Here is a 17,562-nt window from a genome sequence, read left to right on the forward strand (position 1 = left end):
CTTTTCCACATCTGATATCCGCCGATTGCTGAATATCCGCCGCCGCGGCAAGGTAGCCGTGCTGTCACACACAAGGAGGATACAGCATGCAACATACAGAGAAAAAAGCGTTATCAGGTTACCGTCATCACGTCAAAGCGGCGCTGACCGCGCTGTTGTTATGCCTCGCGGGGCCAGCCGCCGCGGTAGATAAAGCCGATGCGCCGGCGCCGATGCTCTCAACACCGGCGGGCAATGGCGGGCAACAGGTGATGACCAAGGCGGCCGAAGAGACGGCGGTCAGCATCAATCAGGCCACCGCCGAACAGCTGGCTGCCGCCCTGAGCGGCGTCGGTCTGAAGAAGGCGGAAGGCATCGTGCGCTACCGCGAACAGAACGGGCCGTTCACCCAGGTTGAGCAACTGCAGGAGGTGCCGGGCATCGGGCCGGCGCTGTTTGAGAAGAATCGCACCCGACTGAAAATGTGATCCCGGTCGCGGCTGCGTGGCAAAATGCCGCTGAGGCCGTGACTCCTCTGCTACATTTTACAGGTCTTACCAGTTTGGCGCGTTGACCAAACGGGCGAGGGAGCCTCTGCGGCTCCCTCTTTCTGTAATCACCAGGCAGGAGCGATCGTTCCCTATGCAAACCTTTATCAAAGTTCGCGGTTATCACCTTGATGTTTACCAGCACGTTAACAACGCCCGCTATCTGGAGTTTCTGGAAGAGGCGCGCTGGGAGTGGCTGGAAAACGAGGCCGGGTTCCGCTGGATGACGGAAAACAACATCGCTTTCATCGTGGTGAACATCAATATCAATTACCGCAGCCCGGCAGTATTGGGGGATAAGCTGCGTATCGACAGCCAGATGGTGCAGCTCAACGGCAAGAGCGGGGTGCTGAGCCAAAAGGTGACGCAGGATCCGGCGGGGACGTCGGTGGCCGACGCGCTGCTGACTTTCGTGTGCGTCGATCTGAAAACGCAGCGGGCGCTGCCGATTGAAGGCGAATTGCGCGAGCACCTGGAGGCGCTCACGCTGAAGGAAAACCCGCAGTAAACTCACGGGCGGCAGAGGTTGCCGCCGTCACTGCCTCAGGCCAGAGCGGCCTTCTGTTTCAACGCCGCCATCACTTCCGCCTGGTTGGCCCGGTATTGCATCAGGCCATTGGCGCGCAGGTTGCAGGCAGCGCATTCACCACAGCCGTCACCCTTGATGCCGTTGTAACAGGTCAGCGTATCCTGCCGCACGCGATCCAACTGGTGGTAATAATCCGCCAGCGCCCAGGTCTCGGCCTTGTTCAGCCACATCAGCGGCGTTTCGAAGCGGATATCGCGGGCGATGCCCAGCGTCACCGCTTTGTTCAGCGCTTTAACGAACTCGTCGCGGCAATCCGGGTAGCCGGAGAAGTCGGTTTCACACACGCCCGTGATCACCGCTTCCGCTTCCACCTGGTAGGCGTAGATCGCCGCCAGCGTCAGGAACAGGATATTGCGGCCCGGCACGAAGGTGCTCGGCAGCGCGTTTTTCTGGTTGGGATCGTAGGCGGGAACCGGAATATTGTCGCGCGTCAGGCTGCTGACGGCCAGCTCATTGAGCAGCGTTACGTCCAGCACCTTGTGCGCTTTGGCGCCGAGGGCCACCGACAGCTCTTGAGCCACTTCAATCTCGGCGCGATGGCGCTGGCCATAATCGAACGTGACGCAGTGAACTTCGTCATACTGTTGCAATGCCTGGATCAAGCAGGTCGTGGAGTCTTGTCCACCGCTGAAAACGACAACCGCGCGCTTCATAAAATCACCTTTTTGGACTTTGGCCATTCCCGATACACATTCGGGCGGCAGGATAAAAATTGCGTTGCGGCGACAATAGTAGCAGAAAGGGCCGCCAGGCGCAGGGCGGTTCGGCTCAGGTCGGTGCGTCGTCCACCGGCGGCGGCAGCCACGCCTGGCAAAAATCGAACCAGCCGTGTGCGGTCAGCGTCACGCCATGCATGCGCGGCGGCGCGCTGATCTGATACTGGTAGTGGAACAGCGGCGTGATGATGGCGGCGGCCATCAGCCGTTGGTAATAGGCCTGCAGCCGCTCGAAGCGCGGTTGCTGCGCCTGCAACTGCTGGATCTGCTGCAGCGTCTCCTGTTGCTGCTGCCAGCGGCTTTCCGTCAGGATGCCGCGCCACAGCGTATCCTGCCGCAGCCAGCTCTCCAGCGTCGCCTCAGGCGCTTCGCCGATCAGGTTGTCCGCCAACAGCAGGTCGGCCTGGGCGATCTGTTCCTCGCTTTGCCAGCGCTTGCCGGCGTAGTAGCGCACCTCCAGCTCGCAGCCGTGCTGCGCCAACAGCTGTTGCAGCGCGACCGTCACCGTTTCCAGCTCGACCGGCGGCCGATACAGCAGCGTCAGCCGGGCAGGCAGGGGGACATCTTCTTCAATCTGTTGGCTGGGAATGCGCCAGCCGGGCAGCATTTCATGGCTGGGGGTGATCACGCTGTTGGGGATCGGCAGATGGTTCAGCAGGCCTGACTGCTGGATCAGCATCAGCAGCTTTTGCCCCTGGGCTTCGCTCAGCACGCCGTGGCGCAGGTTCAGCGCCAAATAACACCAGCCCAGGCTCATGCTGCGCTGTACCGGCCGGGCCTGCGCCAAATCGTCTTGCTGACCGATGGTGATGCGCACCGGATGCTGGCAGCTGGCGTCGGCGCCGGCGGTGGGCAGATCGGGGGTGATCCAGTATTCGATGGTGTCCAGATACGGATGCTGCAGATGGTAACCGGCGTGCTGTTCTAGCCGCACCAGCTGCGGTTCATTCAACGTCAGTTTGAACGGGCCGGCGCCGATGGCCGGCAGCTCCGGATGGGTCATCAGACAAGGCAGCTCCGCCAGCCGGTGGGCCAGCCAATAGTCCGGCAACTGCAGATCAAACTGAATGCACAGCGGATGCGGCAGGCTGATGTTCGCGACGTTGGCCAAGCTGGGTTGGCTACGCGGGTGGCGCTGCAGTTTTTCCAGCGTTTGCAGCAGCTGGTGGCCGGTCAGCGGTTCACCGTTGTGCCAGCGCAGCTGGCTGCGCAGAAAGAAGCGCCAGCGCAGGCCGCGATCGTCAATCTGCCAGTGGTGCGCCAGATCGGGCTGCGGTTCCGGGTTACCGGTCACCAGGCGCGTCAGCCCGGCGTGCAGGGTCGACACCAGATGTTGTTCGGCGCGGCCGGTCAGCGTGAGCGGGTCGAGCGCTTCCAGCGTGCGGTAATAGGGAATGCGCAGCGTCGGACTGCCGGCCTGCCATTGCCCGCCGAGGTGCGGGCTGAGCAGATCCTGCAGGTGTTGCGGATCGAGTTGCGCCATCTCCAGCGCCCCCTGATGGTTGCCCTGTTGCAGTAGCTGTTGCAGTAGCTGCGCGCGCAGTTCATCCGGGGTTTTCAGGCAGTGCAGGCGAGCGCGTTTGCCGCGGCCGGGCTGCGAATGCCAGCTCAACCAGCCTTGATCCTGCAGTTGCTGCACCAGCGTGCGGGCGTGCCGCTCGCTGCAGTAGAACATCGCCGCCAGTTCGCCGATGGTCACGGCGACCGGTGCGCTGCCGAGTTGATGGTACAGGCGTTGATATTGGCTGAGACGGTGAACCAGGCGCATGAGTAGAAATCCGGAACAGTTTTCTCAAATTGTTCACTATTACTTCCGCAAATGCCATCCCATACTGCAGTGATTGTAATCGCGTTCACATTCAGAGGTCTCTATGTATCGCCTGGCAGCTTTCGATATGGACGGCACGCTGTTGATGCCGGATCACCGGGTTGGCCCGGAAACGCTGGCGGTGCTGAACCAGCTGGTGGAACGGGAGATGGTGGTGACGTTCGCCACCGGACGGCACTACCTCGATGCGCAACCGATCATGGCGCAGCTGGGGCTGCAGGGCTACTTGATCACCGGCAATGGCACGCGGGTGTATGACAACCGCGGCCAGCAGCTGCATGCCACCGATCTGCCGGCGGCGGTCGCCGAAGAGGTGCTGCATCATCATTGGCGCACCTGCGCCAGCATGCATGTGTTCCGCGACGAAGGTTGGCTGACCGAATTCCCCGTGCCGGAAGAGATGCTGCGGGCGCATCACCTGAGCGGCTTTCGTTTTCAGTTGGCCGACGTGCGCCGTCTGCCGGCGTTCGGCAACAGCAAGGTGTGTTTTGTCGCGCCGCATGAGGAATTGCTGGCCTTGCAGGTGCAGCTGCGGGCACAGCTGGGTGGTGAGGCCGATCTGTGCTTTTCCGCCTACGACTGCCTGGAGGTGTTGCCGCTCGGTTGCAACAAGGGTACGGCGCTGGACCGGCTGAGCCGCCATCTGGGGCTGAAGATGGCCGACTGCATGGCGTTCGGCGACGCAATGAACGACAAAGAGATGCTGGGGGCGGTGGGGCACGGCGTGGTGATGGGCAACGCCCTGCCGCAGCTGAAATCCCTGCTGCCGCAGCTACCGGTTATCGGCCATTGCCAGCAACAGGCGGTGGCCCACTATTTACAACATTGGCTGCGTTCACCTTGCCTCACCTATTCCCCCGAAGAATGAGGTTCTCCTTACAGCCGGCCGGGTATGACTACCCGGCTTTTTTTTTACCTAACGCCTGGCGTTACAAATCCGCCAGCTGCGCCAGATACGGCTGCAGATCGCCGATGTTGTTGCTGACCCATTCCGGGTTGTAATAGGTATCCAGGTAACGCTCGCCGCTGTCGCACAGCAGGGTGACGATCGATCCTTGCTCGCCGTTTTCCCGCATCTGCTTCGCCAACTGCAGCGCACCCCAAACGTTGGTGCCGGTAGAGGCGCCAACCTTGCGGCCCAGCACGCCTTCCAGCCAGTGAATAGTAGCGACGCTGGCAGCATCCGGCACGCGCAGCATGTTGTCGACCACCGACGGGATGAACGACGGCTCGGCGCGTGGGCGGCCGATGCCTTCGATACGGCTGCCGCAGCTGCCGATCAGGGTGCGATCGCCGTGGTGGAAGCAGTCATAGAACACCGAGTTTTCCGGATCGACCACCGTCAACCGGGTGTCGTGCCCCTGATAGCGGATGTAGCGCCCCAGCGTGGCGGAGGTGCCGCCGGTGCCGGCGCTCATTACGATGTGTTTCGGCACCGGGAAGGGTTCGCGCGCCATCTGGCGGAAGATGCTGTCGGCGATGTTGTTGTTGCCGCGCCAGTCGGTGGCGCGCTCGGCGTAGGTGAACTGATCCATATAGTGGCCGTTCAGCTCTTTCGCCAGCAGTTCGGAGGCGGCGTAGATCTGGGCGGCGTGATCGACGAAGTGACAGCGGCCGCCGTAAAAGGCGATCTGTTCCACCTTGCGGCGCGCGGTGCAGGACGGCATCACCGCGATGAACGGCAGGCCGATCAGGCGAGCGAAGTAGGCTTCGGACACCGCGGTGCTGCCGGAAGAGGCCTCGATGATGGTGGTGTTCTCGGTGATCCAGCCGTTGCACAGGCCGTAAAGGAACAGCGAGCGCGCCAGGCGGTGTTTCAGGCTGCCGGTCGGGTGGGTGCTCTCATCTTTCAGGTACAGGCAGATGCCAGGAAACGCCGGCAGGTTCAGGCGAATCAGGTGCGTATCGGCGGAGCGTTGAAAATCCGCTTCTATTTCACCGATAGCATATTTTACCCAAGAGTTTGTCATGATTTGGCCTCAGAATAGGGGGCTGATTTATGGCGTAGCATAGCCTGTCGGCGGGAAAAAAGGATTGCCATTTTTCCTGTTTAATCGCCTAATGAGAGAAAATTTTTCTCCTGGTGGCCGCTATGTTAGATAAAACAGACCGTAAGCTGCTGTGCATGCTGCAGCAAGATTGCACCCAGTCGCTGCAGGCGCTGGCGGATGCGGTCAATTTGACCTCGACGCCGTGCTGGAAACGCCTGAAGCGTCTGGAAGACGAGGGCTATATCCGCGGTCGGGTGGCCTTGCTGGATAATGAAAAGCTCGGCCTGGGGCTGACGGCGTTCGTGCTGATCAAAACCCAGCAGCACAGCAGCGAGTGGTATCAGGCTTTTGTGCAGCTGACCAGCCAGATGCCCGAGGTGCTGGCGTTTTACCGCATGGCGGGAGAGTACGACTACCTGATGCAGGTCGAAGTGGCGGACATGAAAAGCTACGACGGCTTTTATAAGCGTCTGGTGAACGGCGTACCGGGCCTCATCGACGTCACCTCGAGCTTTGCCATGGAAAAAATCAAATACACCACCGCGCTGCCGGTGCCGGAGTGAAAAGTTCACCGGACGGGCGGCTCAACGGTGGTATCCTGCTCTGCTGAAGCAGAAAAAGAGACAAATCCCATAAAACCCTGGAATCAAACTGCGTGAGATTATTTGCTCAAATCGGCTGGTACTTCCGCCGGGAGTGGCGCCGCTACCTCGGGGCGGTGGTGCTGCTGATCGTCATCGCCATCCTGCAACTGCTGCCGCCTAAGCTGGTCGGCATCATCGTGGACGGCGTCACCGAAAAACAGATGTCCACCGGCGTGCTGATGGCCTGGCTCGGGTTGATGATCGGTACCGCGATCGTCGTTTACCTGCTGCGCTATGTGTGGCGGGTGTTGCTGTTCGGCGCGTCCTACCAGCTCGCGGTCGAGCTGCGCGAAAACTTTTACCGTCAGCTCAGCCGGCAAAACCCCGCGTTTTACCTGCGTCACCGTACTGGCGATCTGATGGCGCGCGCCACCAACGACGTGGATCGCGTGGTATTCGCCGCCGGTGAAGGCGTGCTGACGCTGGTGGATTCGCTGGTGATGGGGTTGGTGGTGTTGGTGGTGATGAGCACCCAAATCAGCTGGCAACTGACAGTGCTGGCGTTGATCCCGATGCCGTTGATGGCGATCGCCATCAAATATTACGGCGATCAGCTGCACCAGCGCTTTAAATCGGCACAGGCGGCGTTTTCCAGCCTGAACGATCAGGCGCAGGAAAGCATGACCAGCATCCGCATGATCAAGGCCTTCGGGCTGGAAGATCACCAATCCAACCGCTTCGCCGAGGTGGCGGCGCAGACCGGGGCCAAGAACATGCACGTGGCGCGGGTGGATGCGCGCTTCGATCCGACCATTTATATCGCCATCGGTGCGTCTAACCTGCTGGCCATTGGCGGCGGCAGCTGGATGGTGGTGAACGGTTCGCTGACGCTCGGGCAACTGACCAGCTTTGTGATGTATCTCGGCCTGATGATCTGGCCGATGCTGGCACTGGCCTGGATGTTCAACATCGTCGAACGCGGCAGCGCGGCCTACAGCCGCATCCGCAGCCTGCTTGATGAGGCGCCGGCGGTGCAGGATGGCCCACAGGCGCTGCCGGCCGGGCGCGGCGTGCTGGACGTGGATATCCGCGCGTTCCACTACCCGGAAAACCCACATCCGGCGCTGCACGATGTGGCGGTGACGCTGAAACCAGGGCAAATGCTGGGGCTGTGCGGGCCGACCGGGGCCGGTAAATCGACGCTGTTGTCGCTGATCCAGCGTCAGTTCGACGTCGACCAAGGGCAGATCCGCTATCACGGCCTGCCGTTGCCGCAGGTCAAACTCGACGACTGGCGTTCGCGACTGTCGGTGGTGAGCCAAACGCCGTTCCTGTTCTCCGATACCGTGGCGAACAACATCGCGCTGGGCCATCCGGGCGCGACGCAGGCGCAGATCGAACAGGCAGCGCGGCTGGCCAGCGTCCATGAGGACATTTTGAGGCTGCCGCAAGGCTATGACACCGAGGTGGGCGAACGCGGCGTGATGTTGTCGGGCGGGCAGAAACAGCGCATCTCCATTGCGCGTGCGCTGCTGCTGGATGCAGAGATCTTGATCCTCGACGACGCGCTGTCGGCGGTGGACGGCCGTACCGAACACCAAATCCTGCACAACCTGCGCAGCTGGGGGCAAGATCGCACGGTGATCATCAGCGCGCACCGGCTGTCGGCATTGACCGAAGCCAGCGAAATCCTGGTGATGCAGCACGGCGGTGTAGCGCAGCGCGGCGATCCGGCGGCGCTGGCGGCGCAGCCGGGCTGGTATCGTGATATGTACCGTTATCAGCAGCTGGAAGCGGCACTGGACGAAGCGCCGGAAAATGGCGAGGAGGCGTTGGCCAATGAATAAAGTGCAAAAGCTGTGGCCGACGCTGAAGCGGCTGCTGGCCTACGGCTCGCCGTACCGCAAACCGCTGGGGCTGGCGGTGCTGATGCTGTGGATAGCGGCGGCGGCGGAAGTCGCCGGGCCGATCCTGGTCAGCTATTTTATCGATAATTACGTCGCCAAAGGGCAACTGCCGCTGATGATTGTCGGCGGGCTGGCGGCGGCCTACATTCTGCTGGAGCTGCTGGCGGCGGCGCTGCACTACTTCCAGGCGCTGTTGTTCAACCAGGCGGCGGTGGGCGTGGTGCAGCGGTTGCGTACCGACGTGATGGACGCCGCGCTGCGCCAACCGCTCAGCGCCTTTGACACACAACCGGTCGGGCAATTGATCTCGCGCGTTACCAACGACACCGAAGTGATCAAGGATCTGTACGTGATGGTGGTCTCCACGGTGCTGAAAAGCGCCGCGTTGATCGGCGCCATGCTGGTGGCGATGTTCAGCCTCGACTGGCGCATGGCGCTGGTGGCTATCTGCATCTTCCCGGCGGTGTTCGTGGTGATGGGCATCTATCAATACTACAGCACGCCGATTGTGCGCCGGGTGCGCAGTTATCTGGCGGACATCAACGACGGTTTCAACGAAGTGATCAACGGCATGGGCGTGATTCAGCAGTTCCGCCAGCAGGTGCGCTTCGGCGAGCGCATGAGCGCCGCCAGCCAGTCGCATTATCTTGCGCGCATGCAGACCCTGCGGCTCGACGGTTTTCTGCTGCGGCCGCTGCTCAGCCTGTTTTCGGCGCTGGTGCTGTGCGGCCTGTTGATGCTGTTCGGCTTCAGCGGCGAGGGCGTGATTGGCGTCGGCGTCCTCTACGCCTTCATCAACTACCTGGGGCGTCTGAATGAACCGCTGATCGAGCTGACGTCACAGCAGTCGATCCTGCAGCAGGCGGTGGTGGCCGGCGAACGCATTTTCGAGCTGATGGATCGCAGCCAGCAGAGTTACGGTGCCGACGATCGTCCTCTGGCCGGTGGCCGCATCGACATCACCGATCTGAGCTTCGCTTACCGTGCGGACAAAAAGGTGCTGCAGCATATTTCGCTGGCGGTGCCCTCACGCGGCTTCGTGGCGCTGGTCGGGCATACCGGCAGCGGCAAGAGCACCTTGGCCAACTTGCTGATGGGCTATTACCCGGTCAGCGAGGGGGAAGTGCGTCTCGATGGACGCCCGATATCCAGCCTGTCGCACCGCACGCTGCGTCAGGGTGTAGCGATGGTGCAGCAGGATCCGGTGGTGATCGCCGATTCGGTACTGGCCAACGTCACGTTGGGGCGTAACATCGAGGAAGACGCCGTTTGGCGGGCGCTGGAAACGGTGCAGTTGGCGAGTCTGGTGCGCGGCTTCCCGCAGGGTATCCACACCCGCCTGGGGGAGCAGGGCAATAACCTGTCGGTCGGGCAGAAACAGCTGCTGGCGATGGCGCGGGTCTTGGTGCAGGCGCCGCAGATTTTGATTCTCGACGAGGCGACTGCCAATATCGACTCGGGCACCGAACAGGCGATCCAGCGGGCGCTGCGTGCGATCCGCGAGCACACCACGCTGGTGGTGATCGCCCACCGGCTGTCGACCATCGTCGATGCCGACTCCATCCTGGTGCTGCATCGCGGCCAGGCAGTGGAGCAGGGCAACCATCAACAGCTGCTGGCGCAGCAGGGGCGCTACTACCAGATGTATCAGCTGCAGCTGGCGGGCGAGCAGTTGGCGGAAGCGGTGCGCGAGGAGAGTCAACCCGCCTGATCCCAGGGGCCGCGATCGCGGCCCTTGTTTCTTTCCCACGCACCACAAGCAGGCAACCCGCCTGTGCCATGCCCCCTTTCTGCACTTTTTCGACGCGATGTGCACCAAATCAGTGCGCATTATTTAACCCATTCAAGGTATCGGCGCTGCGCTGCGTCGCGGCGGCGCCCGCGTGTGCGCTAATCCGCTGAATCGTCATGCAAAATTAAATTTGGCACAGCCCTTGCTACATATGACGCGTACCAGGGGTGAGTTTGGGCTTAATTCGTGGAGGGGCAATATGAAGCTGGTGACCGTGGTAATCAAACCGTTCAAGCTGGAGGATGTGCGCGAGGCTCTGTCCTCCGTGGGCATTCAGGGGTTGACCGTAACCGAAGTGAAGGGCTTTGGCCGCCAGAAGGGGCATGCCGAGCTGTATCGCGGCGCCGAATATAACGTCAACTTCTTGCCCAAGGTCAAAATCGATATCGCTATCGCCGACGATCAGTTGGATGAAGTGGTTGATGTGATTAGCAAAGCCGCCTACACCGGTAAAATCGGCGACGGCAAAATTTTCGTTGCCGAGTTGCAACGCGTGATCCGCATTCGCACCGGCGAAACCGACGAATCGGCACTGTAACCACGAACTCAGTTAAGCAATGGGGATGGATTGATAATGAAAAGACTGTTATCCATGTTGGGCCTGAGTTCGGTAACCCTGGTTCCTTCTTTGGCCCTGGCCGCCCCGGCGGTCGCCGATAAGGCCGACAACGCCTTTATGATGATCTGCACCGCGTTGGTGCTGTTCATGACGCTGCCGGGCATCGCGCTGTTTTACGGCGGCCTGCTGCGCGGCAAAAACGTGCTGTCGATGCTGACGCAGGTCACCGTCACCTTCGCGCTGGTCTGCGTGCTGTGGGTGCTGTATGGCTACAGCCTGGCGTTCAGCGAAGGCAATGCGGTGTTCGGCGGATTCGAGACGGCGATGCTGAAAGGCATCGGCATCGACAGCGTCACTGGCAGCATCAGCCAGATGATCCACGTCGCTTTCCAAGCCTCCTTCGCCTGCATTACTGTGGCGCTGGTGGTGGGGGGCTTCGCCGAACGCATTCGCTTCTCGGCGGTGCTGATCTTCGCGATCCTGTGGTTCACCCTGTCTTACCTGCCGATCGCGCACATGGTGTGGGGCGGTGGCTATCTGGCCACCGACGGCGCGCTGGACTTCGCCGGCGGCACCGTGGTACACATCAACGCCGCCAGCGCGGGGCTGATCGGCGCCTATCTGCTCGGCAAACGCGCCGGCTTCGGTAAAGAGGCGTTCAAACCGCACAACCTGCCGATGGTGTTTACCGGGGCGTCCATCCTGTATATCGGCTGGTTCGGTTTCAACGCCGGTTCCGCCAGCGCGGCCAACGGCATCGCGGCCCTGGCATTCCTCAACACGGTGGTGGCTACCGCGGGCGCCATTCTCTCCTGGACCTTCGCAGAGTGGGTGCTGCGCGGCAAGCCTTCGCTGCTGGGCGCCTGCTCCGGCATGATCGCCGGGCTGGTTGCGGTGACGCCGGCGGCGGGCACCGTCGGCGTGGGCGGCGCGTTGATCATCGGCCTGGTGGGCGGTGTCGCCGGCCTGTGGGGCGTCGTGACGTTGAAGAAATGGCTGAAAGTGGACGACACCTGCGACGTGTTCGGCGTGCACGGCGTGTGCGGCATCGTCGGCTGTCTGCTGACCGGCGTGTTCACCGCTTCTTCCCTCGGCGGCACCGGCTATGCCGAAGGGGTGACGATGGGGCATCAGGTGTGGATCCAGCTGCTGAGCGTCGTGATTACGCTGGTGTGGTCAAGCATCGCCGCCTTTATCGCCTTCAAGATTGCGGGCGCGATGGTGGGGCTGAGAGTGCCGGAAGAGCAGGAGCGCGAAGGGCTGGATGTCAACAGCCACGGCGAGAGCGCCTACAACCAATAAGACTCGAAGCAGGGCAGTGCGCGAAAGACTAAAATAATGATGAAGCAAAAAGGGGCGATGGAAACATCGCCCCTTACTTTATATTGCGGATTAGGCATCGCGCTGGCGAATCACCCCTTCCTGCACGGTGGTGGCGACCAGTACACCGTCGCGAGTGTAGATCTGGCCGCGCACAAAGCCCCGTGCGCCGGAGGCGGAGGAGCTCTCCACCGCGTACAGCAACCAGTCATCCATACGGAACGGACGGTGGAACCACATTGAGTGGTCAATGGTGGCCACCTGCATGCCCGGCTCGAGGAAGCCGACGCCGTGTGGCTGCAGCGCCGTCGGCAGGAAGTTAAAGTCCGACGCGTAGCCCAGCAGATATTGGTGGATGCGCTGATCGTCCGGCATGCTGCCGTTGGCACGGAACCACACGTAGCGATGCGGTTCTTCCACGCTGCCTTTCAACGGATTGTGGAATTTCACCGGGCGCATTTCGATCGGCTTCTGGCCGATAAATTTTTCGCGCACTTTTTCCGGCAGCATATGCGCCAGCTTCTGGGCGATCTCTGACTCGGACAGCAGCCCTTCTGGAGGCGGCACGTCCGGCATCAGGTTCTGGTGCTCGAAACCGGTTTCCGGGCTTTGGAAAGAGGCGGTCATATAGAAAATAGGTTTGCCGTGCTGAATAGCGCTGACGCGACGGGCGCTGAAGCTGTTGCCGTCGCGCAGGGTTTCTACGTCGTAAACGATGGGTTTGCTGCTATCGCCCGGGCGTAGGAAGTAGCTGTGGAACGAGTGCACGCTGCGCTCGTCCGGCACCGTCTGCTTGGCGGCGTAGAGCGCTTGGCCGACAACCTGTCCACCGAACACCTGGCGCAGCCCCAGATCTTCGCTTTGGCCGCGGAACAGTCCTTCTTCGATTTTCTCCAGATCCAGCAGATCAAGGAGGTTTTGCAATGCCTGGCTCATAAAATTGTTACCTTTCTAATAATCATTTTGCGCAGTGTGCGGAATATCACGGCGTGGCGTCAACATTTTGCATTACAGGGCCGATGAGAATGCTCTTAATCGTGGGCACCTTGGGCTGTTTAAGTGATTAATAGGCGGGGTAAAGTGGATTTATCAGTGTTTTGTGCTAGGTTTAATAAGTGCGGTGGTGAAAGCCACCAACATGTTGATAATAAAAAAGGAGACCGATCCATGAAACTCTGGCAAATCGTAGGCGGTGCCGCGGCACTGACGATCACGCTGGCAGGATGCGCGCAAAAGAGTGCTGATGTGCCTACACAGGCGGCCGGTAATCCGGCGGCTGCGCAAACGCAGATTCAAGGCCCGGCGGTGACAGGTTCGGTTAATATACGTCAGCGTATTGCGCTGCCGCCGGACGCCGTACTGACGGTCACCCTCTCTGACGCCTCGCTGGCGGATGCACCGTCCAAAGTGATTGCACAGCGCGCGATACGTACTGAAGGGCAACAGGCGCCATTCAACTTTACGCTACCGTACAATCCGTCAGACATCCAACCGAATGCGCGTATCATTCTGAGCGCGGCGGTGACGGTCAACGGGCGACTGATGTTTATTACCGACACTATCCAGGAAGTGGTTAACCGCAACGGTACCCGCGCCGATCTGCTGCTGGTTCCGGTTCAGGGTGTGCCGATTCAGGCTGCGCCAACCGCCATGCAGTAAATTTCCTGCGGTACAGCAAGATGAAATCAACAGCCTTTGCGCTTCGGCCAAAGGCTGTTTTGTTTTACCAGCGCCAGCCGTAGCGCTCGAAATCGACCGTGCTGTGCGGGCCGAAAATAATCCCTTCCGCCAGCAGTGCCTGCCGTTGCCGTTGAAAATCCTCCCCCTGCTGCGAGATCTGTCCGTGCCGGTTGATCACCCGGTGCCAGGGCAGCGCGCTGCCTTCCGGCAAACGCCGCAGCACGCCGCCAACCTGGCGCGCGGCGCGCGGTGAACCGGCCAGCCGGGCGACTTCGCCGTAGGTGGTGACTTTGCCGTAAGGAATGGCGGCCACGATGTGGAATACCCGCTGGCTGAAAGAGGCATCTTCTGGTTGCATATTGCTGTTCCTGCGCGAGTCAAAACCCAGGCGAAGAGTGTGCCACAGTGCAGGTGGGTAAGAAAACAGCGGTTAGCCCCGGTTGGCTTGCTATTTGGCGGGGCATCGCCGATAATGCCCACCGCTTCAGAGTACAGAAGCCGTCAATGGGGGCCCTGTTGGTTCTCCCGCAACACTAACTTGTGAACTCGGTCAGGTCCGGAAGGAAGCAGCCGCAGCAGGTGACGTGTGTGCCGGGATGTAGCTGGCAGGGTCCCCACCCATTTGGCCTTCGCCAATCCGCACTTTTGCCGTTTCTCTTCTACTCATCGATTATCCCTTTCTGTCATCAGGCAGAGCGACAAGGCATTTCTTTTCTTCCCGCCCTCAATTCTTTTGGATAATGAATTAGCGGTTCTGGATGCAAGCATAATGAGGGGGCGATGGCGTAACCTGTCTCGATTTAAAAAGAAAATTGCTTCCAGGCAATATTATTATTGAAAGGGGGAGTGCAAATGAAGTTTTACTGTCAATAGGAAAAGTACGTATTCAGCTTGAACATTGAAGCCGATAAAAGCATCGGCTCAACGCGTTGGGGGTCTGATTATCTGACATATTTCCAAACGGAGGTGGGGATTTTGTCATACAGTTTGTTCATGGTGAGCTCTGCCAGACGGTGATCGGCCGCTGAGTAAAACAGCTCCAGTTCATCATCGGAAAGCTCGTACTTATTTTTCTCAATAACACGTTCGAGAGTATCAATCGTGGTGCATTTACGTAAACGCATCAGATAGTCGGTTTTAGTCATGGTGGCCTTTAGTTTAATAACCGTAAAAATAGCTCGGGAATAATTATCCCTTAAGTTTTCATTGTCGTACAGATGTCCTCTCCTGAGAACATTCTGAATAATCTCGCCTTGGTTTTTTGCCAGCGGCGCAGGTCGGAATCATTGATACCGTAACTGCTGAACAGCGTATAGGTATCATCGAGATATTCTTCGACTAACTCCGACAGGTCAGATTCGTCCATGTATTTAATTTTATAGCTCATCACAAACGAAGCGATATGTTCGATCAACTCATTAAGCTGCAGGTTGACGGAGGACGTCGGATCGTTGACCCACCCATGATGACTGTCTCCCAGGGTAGCGATACCTTCATCATACAAATTTTCGCACAAGAATTTGAGCTGAGCAATGTCGTGTCGCTTAGGCGAATACTCATCCATATCATCCCCTCCGTAAGTCTTAATTGCGGTGTGATAACACTATGTGAGTAAGCTGATTTACATCATGGACGGAGGCAGCTTAACGGTCTTTAAATAAACTTCCCGTAAAGTGAATATAAATCATTTTTTCGCGTTTGGCCTGTAGTTATTACGTAAACTTACAATTCATCCGCTGTAGATGGACGTGAGTTATCAATGATGTCGAAGATTAAACCCCGTTCTGTCACACGGAACCGGACGCTATCGCTGAGAGTGTCTTCGCTGTTGATATCCAGGCAGGCATTAAAAATGCCCCACTTATAACGATAACTCATTGAATAATCGCTACCACCCTGTTGCACTATATCAAGTATTTCTAATGAATCTTCGGCATAGCGTGCGCTTTCAGAATAAAAACTGAGTCCGCTGGTCAGCGCCGGCACTAACTCCGCTATATTGTCATTAATCACTTTCTTTAATTTGTTAACAGAAAGTGCGTTGACATCCAGGTTACAGGCAAGGGTAACAAGCATTAATCTCGGCCAACAGCAATGTTATCTGCTTATCTTACTCCTTTTCCTCCCTCGTCGGTAAATTTTTCGATTTACCGCTGTTCTTTACCTTACGCCAACATTTCAACCGAATGGGAATATCCCTGGATTTGATAAGGAAGCTTGGGGGGAAAGTGCCGCTGCGCGAGAGATTGTTACGTTCCGTTGCATTATTGTCGCGCCATAGCTTGAGATGCGACAGTGTATGTGATGTTATATTATAACTATAAACCCATCATTTTTGGCTACGACATTGACTCCCACTTCGCAACATGACGCCACGCCGTCACTGAATTCGTTGTTCACCACCTCTGCTGCCGCGCGTTGCGCAGGTGCCGTTATGCTGCTGGCCCTGCTGTGGCTCGGCATCTTCTGGGCGGTGTCGCTGCCATGATTACCTTGCGTCAGCTGGCGATAGGCTATGGCGCCACGCCGCTTTTCCCGCCGCTGAGCGGGCAGTTTACCGCCGGATCGCTCACCGCGGTGGTGGGCGTCAACGGGGCAGGTAAGTCGACGCTGCTGAAAACCTTCGCCGGATTGTTGCCGCCGCTGGGCGGCAGCCTGAGTTTTATCGGCGGAAAGCCGCCGCGCAGAGCTTATCTACCGCAACAGGCGGAGCTGGATCGGCAATTCCCGATTGCGGTAAGCGATCTGGTGGCGATGGGCTGTTGGCCGCAAAGTGGCATGTTCGGCGGCATGAACAAGCGTGCGGCGAGCCAGGTCAATGAGGCGTTGGCGAGCGTTGGCATGAGCGCGCTGGCGCACACTCCGGTGGGTGAACTGTCCGGCGGCCAGCTGCAGAGGGTGTTGTTTGCGCGCCTGCTGGTCCAACAGGCGCCGCTGATTTTGCTGGATGAACCTTTCACCGGTATCGACAGCGCCACCACGCAAATTTTGCTGCAGGTGATTGCGCAACTGCACCGGCAGGGGAAAACGGTGATCGCCGTGCTGCACGATATGTCGATGGTCGCCGAGCATTTTTCACAGGTACTGTTGCTGACGCCGCAGGCTTGCCACTGGGGCGCGGCCAAGCGGGTGCTGGAACAGGTGCCGAGGTATCACGCCGCCGAACGGCAGCCGGATCTGCGGGCGGTGGCGCCATGATGTTGTTGCATGGGCTTATCGATCCTTTCCTCTCTTTCGGTTTTATGCGCCGCGCGCTCATGGCCTGTCTGGCGTTGTCGCTCAGCGCCGCCCCGCTGGGCGTGTTTCTGCTGCTGCGCCGCATGAGCCTGGTCGGGGACGCATTGTCCCACGCGGTGTTGCCGGGCGCGGCGATCGGTTATCTGATCTCCGGCATGTCGCTGGTGGCGATGGGGGTGGGCGGTTTTATTGCCGGGTTGGCGGTGGCGATGCTGTCCGGCCTGGTGAGCCGCCGCACGCCGTTAAAAGAAGATGCCAGCTTCGCCGGGTTCTATCTGGGGTCACTGGCGCTGGGGGTCACGCTGGTCTCGCTGCGCGGTTCCAGCGTGGATCTGCTGCACGTGCTGTTCGGTTCGATTTTGGCGGTGGATGCGCAGGCCATGCTGATGGTCGGTGCGATCGCCTCGGTTTCGCTGCTGGCATTGGCGGCGCTGTACCGCGCGTTAGTGATCGAATCCTTCGACGTCACTTTTCTGCGCGTCAACGCCCCGCGCCGGTTGGCGCTGATCCACGGCCTATTTCTGGCGCTGGTGGTGGTCAATCTGGTGGCAGGATTCCAGATCCTCGGCACCCTGATGTCGGTGGGGCTGATGATGCTGCCCGCCGCCAGCGCGCGCTTCTGGGCGCGCAATCTGCCGCAGACGCTGGCGACGGCGATGGGCATCGGCGCGCTGTCCAGCGTGATTGGGCTGGTGTGGTCCTACTATGCTTCGCTGCCTGCCGGCCCGGCGATCGTGCTCAGCGCCAGCGTCATCTTTTTCGTCTCGATCCTGTTTGGAACGCGCGGAGGCATTTGCGCCTTCGCGCGCCGTTGAGAAGTGCCATTTGCAAG

Annotated in this window: 19 protein-coding genes and 1 other RNA gene; 12 read left to right on the plus strand and 8 right to left on the minus strand. The window is 59.5% G+C overall.

Going from position 1 to position 17,562, the window contains the following annotated elements:
- Positions 1-86 precede the first annotated feature (86 nt).
- Positions 87-467: a helix-hairpin-helix domain-containing protein gene (locus GUC32_RS04855; protein WP_049295140.1), complete on the plus strand. Its 381-nt coding sequence runs from the start codon at positions 87-89 to the stop codon at positions 465-467.
- A 154-nt stretch (positions 468-621) separates the two neighbouring features.
- Positions 622-1,035: a thioesterase family protein gene (locus GUC32_RS04860; protein WP_049206198.1), complete on the plus strand. Its 414-nt coding sequence runs from the start codon at positions 622-624 to the stop codon at positions 1,033-1,035.
- Between the two features lie 35 nt (positions 1,036-1,070).
- On the opposite strand, the gene queC is transcribed toward GUC32_RS04860, so the two are convergent.
- Together queC and GUC32_RS04870 are read right to left on the minus strand one after the other, a co-directional pair.
- Entirely contained in the window at positions 1,071-1,769 is a 699-nt protein-coding gene (gene queC, locus GUC32_RS04865; protein ID WP_025301770.1) for a 7-cyano-7-deazaguanine synthase QueC, read from the minus strand.
- Positions 1,770-1,884: 115 nt separating this feature from the next.
- On the minus strand, positions 1,885-3,600 hold the full coding sequence (locus GUC32_RS04870; protein WP_043135653.1) for an SgrR family transcriptional regulator: 1,716 nt from the start codon (positions 3,598-3,600) through the stop codon (positions 1,885-1,887).
- 103 nt (positions 3,601-3,703) lie between these two features.
- Here GUC32_RS04870 and cof point away from each other — a divergent pair, with 103 nt between their 5' ends.
- Positions 3,704-4,528 carry an HMP-PP phosphatase gene (cof, locus tag GUC32_RS04875; protein WP_049295141.1) on the plus strand — a complete coding sequence of 275 codons (825 nt, stop codon included), beginning with the start codon at positions 3,704-3,706 and terminating at the stop codon, positions 4,526-4,528.
- A 61-nt stretch (positions 4,529-4,589) separates the two neighbouring features.
- On the opposite strand, the gene GUC32_RS04880 is transcribed toward cof, so the two are convergent.
- The gene (locus tag GUC32_RS04880) at positions 4,590-5,630 is read right to left on the minus strand and encodes a PLP-dependent cysteine synthase family protein (RefSeq protein WP_043135655.1); all 1,041 of its coding nucleotides are present in this window, start codon (positions 5,628-5,630) and stop codon (positions 4,590-4,592) included.
- Between the two features lie 122 nt (positions 5,631-5,752).
- On the opposite strand from GUC32_RS04880, the gene GUC32_RS04885 reads away from it, so the two are divergent.
- The 5 genes from GUC32_RS04885 to amtB all read left to right on the plus strand — a co-directional run bounded on the left by GUC32_RS04885 (position 5,753) and on the right by amtB (position 11,795).
- Positions 5,753-6,214: an Lrp/AsnC family transcriptional regulator gene (locus GUC32_RS04885; RefSeq protein WP_004940330.1), complete on the plus strand. Its 462-nt coding sequence runs from the start codon at positions 5,753-5,755 to the stop codon at positions 6,212-6,214.
- Positions 6,215-6,306: 92 nt separating this feature from the next.
- Positions 6,307-8,082 (plus strand): multidrug efflux ABC transporter permease/ATP-binding subunit SmdA, encoded by a 1,776-nt coding sequence (gene smdA, locus GUC32_RS04890; RefSeq protein ID WP_043135657.1) that lies wholly within the window; start codon positions 6,307-6,309, stop codon positions 8,080-8,082.
- Complete coding sequence (gene smdB, locus GUC32_RS04895) at positions 8,075-9,853, plus strand: multidrug efflux ABC transporter permease/ATP-binding subunit SmdB (protein ID WP_089180602.1); 1,779 nt, start codon at positions 8,075-8,077, stop codon at positions 9,851-9,853. Before smdA ends, smdB begins: the two co-directional genes overlap by 8 nt.
- A 280-nt stretch (positions 9,854-10,133) precedes the next feature.
- Entirely contained in the window at positions 10,134-10,472 is a 339-nt protein-coding gene (gene glnK / locus GUC32_RS04900; RefSeq protein WP_004940327.1) for a P-II family nitrogen regulator, read from the plus strand.
- Positions 10,473-10,508: 36 nt separating this feature from the next.
- Positions 10,509-11,795, plus strand: coding sequence for an ammonium transporter AmtB (gene amtB, locus GUC32_RS04905; protein WP_144334749.1), 1,287 nt, complete (start codon positions 10,509-10,511; stop codon positions 11,793-11,795).
- Between the two features lie 90 nt (positions 11,796-11,885).
- Here the strand turns inward: amtB and tesB are convergent, their stop codons facing one another.
- A complete protein-coding gene (gene tesB / locus GUC32_RS04910) occupies positions 11,886-12,749 on the minus strand; it encodes an acyl-CoA thioesterase II (protein ID WP_016928847.1) in 864 nt (287 codons plus the stop codon).
- Positions 12,750-12,980: 231 nt separating this feature from the next.
- Here tesB and GUC32_RS04915 point away from each other — a divergent pair, with 231 nt between their 5' ends.
- Positions 12,981-13,472, plus strand: a complete 492-nt coding sequence (locus GUC32_RS04915; protein ID WP_025301777.1) for a YbaY family lipoprotein — start codon at positions 12,981-12,983, stop codon at positions 13,470-13,472.
- Between the two features lie 64 nt (positions 13,473-13,536).
- Here GUC32_RS04915 and GUC32_RS04920 read toward each other — a convergent pair whose 3' ends face one another.
- Positions 13,537-13,851: an MGMT family protein gene (locus tag GUC32_RS04920; protein WP_025301778.1), complete on the minus strand. Its 315-nt coding sequence runs from the start codon at positions 13,849-13,851 to the stop codon at positions 13,537-13,539.
- A gap of 156 nt (positions 13,852-14,007) precedes the next feature.
- Here GUC32_RS04920 and ffs point away from each other — a divergent pair.
- An RNA gene (gene ffs, locus GUC32_RS04925) (signal recognition particle sRNA small type) lies at positions 14,008-14,104 on the plus strand.
- A 330-nt stretch (positions 14,105-14,434) separates the two neighbouring features.
- On the opposite strand, the gene GUC32_RS04930 is transcribed toward ffs, so the two are convergent.
- From GUC32_RS04930 to GUC32_RS04940, 3 genes are all read right to left on the minus strand, one after another.
- Positions 14,435-14,638, minus strand: coding sequence for an HHA domain-containing protein (locus GUC32_RS04930; protein WP_004940313.1), 204 nt, complete (start codon positions 14,636-14,638; stop codon positions 14,435-14,437).
- A 50-nt stretch (positions 14,639-14,688) separates the two neighbouring features.
- Entirely contained in the window at positions 14,689-15,057 is a 369-nt protein-coding gene (gene tomB, locus GUC32_RS04935) for an Hha toxicity modulator TomB (RefSeq protein ID WP_004940312.1), read from the minus strand.
- 158 nt (positions 15,058-15,215) lie between these two features.
- Positions 15,216-15,569 (minus strand): hypothetical protein, encoded by a 354-nt coding sequence (locus tag GUC32_RS04940; RefSeq protein ID WP_025301779.1) that lies wholly within the window; start codon positions 15,567-15,569, stop codon positions 15,216-15,218.
- Between the two features lie 408 nt (positions 15,570-15,977).
- Here GUC32_RS04940 and GUC32_RS04945 point away from each other — a divergent pair, with 408 nt between their 5' ends.
- Together GUC32_RS04945 and GUC32_RS04950 are read left to right on the plus strand one after the other, a co-directional pair.
- Positions 15,978-16,691 carry a metal ABC transporter ATP-binding protein gene (locus tag GUC32_RS04945; RefSeq protein ID WP_043135662.1) on the plus strand — a complete coding sequence of 238 codons (714 nt, stop codon included), beginning with the start codon at positions 15,978-15,980 and terminating at the stop codon, positions 16,689-16,691.
- On the plus strand, positions 16,688-17,545 hold the full coding sequence (locus GUC32_RS04950) for a metal ABC transporter permease (RefSeq protein ID WP_043135664.1): 858 nt from the start codon (positions 16,688-16,690) through the stop codon (positions 17,543-17,545). Before GUC32_RS04945 ends, GUC32_RS04950 begins: the two co-directional genes overlap by 4 nt.
- The last annotated feature ends 17 nt before the right edge of the window (positions 17,546-17,562 follow it).

This window comes from Serratia sp. NGAS9 (assembly GCF_009905295.1).
GTDB lineage: Bacteria > Pseudomonadota > Gammaproteobacteria > Enterobacterales > Enterobacteriaceae > Serratia > Serratia bockelmannii.